This window comes from Neisseria sp. P0021.S006 (assembly GCF_051956895.1).
The window spans coordinates 1-3,045 of sequence record NZ_JBQCWZ010000099.1 but is presented as its reverse complement, the minus strand read 5'-3'; the positions used below and the strand labels follow the sequence as shown (position 1 = coordinate 3,045).

The 3,045-nt window shown below is 51.8% G+C and carries 2 protein-coding genes; one reads left to right on the top strand and one right to left on the bottom strand.

All coding sequences use genetic code 11. The annotated features are described in order from the left end of the window. The coding region (locus ACTHUM_RS11080; RefSeq protein WP_440402893.1) for a type IIL restriction-modification enzyme MmeI at window positions 1-1,721 on the top strand (1,721 nt) is incomplete at its 5' end. A gap of 155 nt (window positions 1,722-1,876) precedes the next feature. On the opposite strand, the gene mpl is transcribed toward ACTHUM_RS11080, so the two are convergent. Further along, window positions 1,877-3,045 (bottom strand): UDP-N-acetylmuramate:L-alanyl-gamma-D-glutamyl-meso-diaminopimelate ligase (mpl, locus tag ACTHUM_RS11075; RefSeq protein ID WP_440402892.1); only part of this gene is annotated, 1,169 nt, incomplete at its 5' end.

Here is a 3,045-nt window from a genome sequence, read left to right as displayed (position 1 = left end):
TCGACAGCCCGTCCGTCCAATGCCGTCTGAAACAATTCCACGGCATCGAAATAGACGAATTTGCCGTCCTTATCGCCCGTACCGCCATGTGGCTCAAAAACCACCAATGCAACATCCGCACGCAAATCCGCTTCGACGGCGAAGTCGCCTGCCATACGCTGCCGCTCGAAGACGCCGCCGAAATCATCCACGCCAACAGCCTCCGCACACCTTGGCAGGCGGCAGACTACATCTTCGGCAATCCGCCCTTTATCGGCTCGACCTACCAAACTAAAGAGCAGAAAAACGACCTCGAAAGCATTTGCGGCCATATCAAAGGCTACGGCCTGTTGGATTACGTCTGCAACTGGTATGTCAAAGCCGCCGGCATCATGGCGCAGAATTCCCAAGTTCAGACGGCATTTGTCTCCACCAATTCCATCTGCCAAGGCCAGCAGGTCGAAATCCTCTGGGGCAGCCTTTTGAACCAAGGCATCGAAATCAACTTTGCCCACCGTACCTTCCAATGGACGAGCCAAGCCGCAGGCAAAGCCGCCGTCCATTGCATCATCGTCGGCTTTAGCCGCAAACCGCAAACGTCGTCTGAAAACGGCGGCGCAAACGCTTCGGCAAATCCCGCTCTGCCCAAATACCTCTACGACTATCCCGACATCAAAGGTGAACCCCAAAAACACGCCGTAGCCAACATCAATCCTTATCTGATTGATGCGCCCGATTTGATTATTGCCAAGCGCAAAACCCAAATCAGCGGAGAAATTGAAATGGTTAGTGGAGGCAAGCCTACCGAAGGCGGCAACCTTATCCTTTCCACCGATGAAAAAGAAGCCTTGATTGCTACCGAACCATTGGCGGCAAACTACATCCGTGCCTTCTCGATGGGTAACGAATTCCTTAATGGTATCGAACGTTGGTGCATTTGGTTTAACGGCGTACCTGATGTCAAACGCAACCACGACCTGAAACAGATGCCTCAAGTCCAAGCCCGTATTCAGGCAGTCAAAGCCATGCGTGAGGCTAGTAAAGATAAGCAAACTCAAAAAGATGCTATGACTCCTTGGCTTTTCCAGCAATTACGCAATATTTCAGACGGCAATTATCTTGCCATCCCTAAAGTATCTTCTGAAAATCGCCGTTTCATTCCCATCGGCTATTTGGATTCCCAAACTATTGCCGGAGATAAGCTATTCATGTTACCTAATGCCACTCTTTACCACTTTGGCATTCTCTGCTCCACCATGCATAATGCCTTTATGCGTACTGTTTCAGGCCGTCTGAAAAGCGATTACAGCTATTCCAGTTTAATTGTGTACAACAACTTTCCCTTCCCAGAAAGCTGCCGTAAACCCAACGATGACGAAACTGCCTGTCAGGAAGCTTCGGGCAAAAAAGGCGAAACGCCAAGGCCGTCTGAAAACAATCCCCTCCGTTCCGCCATCGAAGCTGCCGCCCAAGCCATCCTTGACACTCGCGAGAAATACCGTGCCGATGCGCTTGCTAACGATCTGCCTCCCCCTACGCTCGCCGAACTTTATGCGTCCGACGCAGGCTATCCCGACCTCGTCAAAGCACACGCCACCCTCGACAAAGCAGTAGATAAAGCCTACGGCTACAAAAAAGGCAAAAACACTGACGATGAGGCAGAACGCGTCACCTTTCTGTTTGACCTATACCGAAAGGCAATAGAAAGCCAAAATACCAAGCCGCCCAAAAAATCCAAATAAAGGCAAACGGCAAATCCGGCTTGGTTTATAACCAAACCTGATTCGCCGGAAATATCGGTTTTTCCCCATCTCATTACTTCACAACCAAAAGGCCGTCTGAAAACCAAATTCCGGTTTTCAGACGGCCTCAATCATTCAAAATTTTCAACAAACCTTTATTTCAACGCTTCCAGCAGCTTTCCGTGTATTCCGCCGAAACCGCCATTGCTCATGACCAAAATATGGTCGCCTGCTTCGGCATTTTTCACGATTTCGGCAACAAAGGCATCGAAGTCTTTGCCCACATGCAGCTTGCCGCCTAAAGGTGCGAGGGCTTCGGCGACGTCCCAGTCCACGCCGCCGGCGTAGCAGAATACTTGGTCTGCATCGTTTAAGCTTGCGGGCAGGGCGGCTTTCATGGTGCCGAGCTTCATGGTGTTGGAACGTGGCTCGAGGACGGCGAGGATGCGTGCGTTACCGACGCGCTGACGTAAGCCTTCGATGGTGGTTTCGATGGCGGTCGGATGGTGGGCAAAGTCGTCGTAAACAGTGATGCCGTTTACTGTACCTTTGATTTCCATACGGCGTTTGACGTTTTTAAATGCACTCAAAGCTTCGCAGGCCGTCTGAATATCGACTCCGGCATGACGCGCGGCAGAGATAACGGCGAGGGCGTTCATGCGGTTGTGTTCGCCCATCAGTTCCCAAGCGACGTGTCCGACCGTTTCGCCGTGATGGCGTACATCAAACGAGCCGTCGGCATGGACGGTACCAACCTGCCAGCCTTGTTCGGTACCGAATTTCTCTACGGGCGTCCAGCAGCCTTTGTCTAGAGTATCTTGCAGGCTTTGCTGCTGGCCGTTGCAGACGATGAGGCCTTCAGACGGCACGGTGCGTACCAAATGATGGAATTGGGTTTGAATGGCGCCCAAATCGGCAAAAATATCGGCGTGATCAAATTCCAGATTGTTCAAAATGGCGGTACGCGGACGGTAGTGTACGAATTTGGAGCGTTTGTCAAAAAAGGCGGTATCGTATTCATCGGCTTCGATAACGAAAAACGGCGATTTGCTGTTCGGGTCTTGGCGCGGCGTTTGCGGCAGGCGGGCGGAAACGCTGAAGTTTTCCGGTACGCCGCCGATGAGGAAGCCCGGTGCAAGGCCGGCATATTCTAAGACCCATGCCAGCATGGAGGCTGTGGTCGTTTTGCCGTGTGTTCCGGCTACACCGAGTACCCAATGATGGTGTAATACGTTTTCAGCAAGCCATTGCGGGCCGGAAATGTAAGGCAGGCCTTTATTCAAAATGGCTTCAATCACATCCATGCCGCGTTTGGCAACATTAC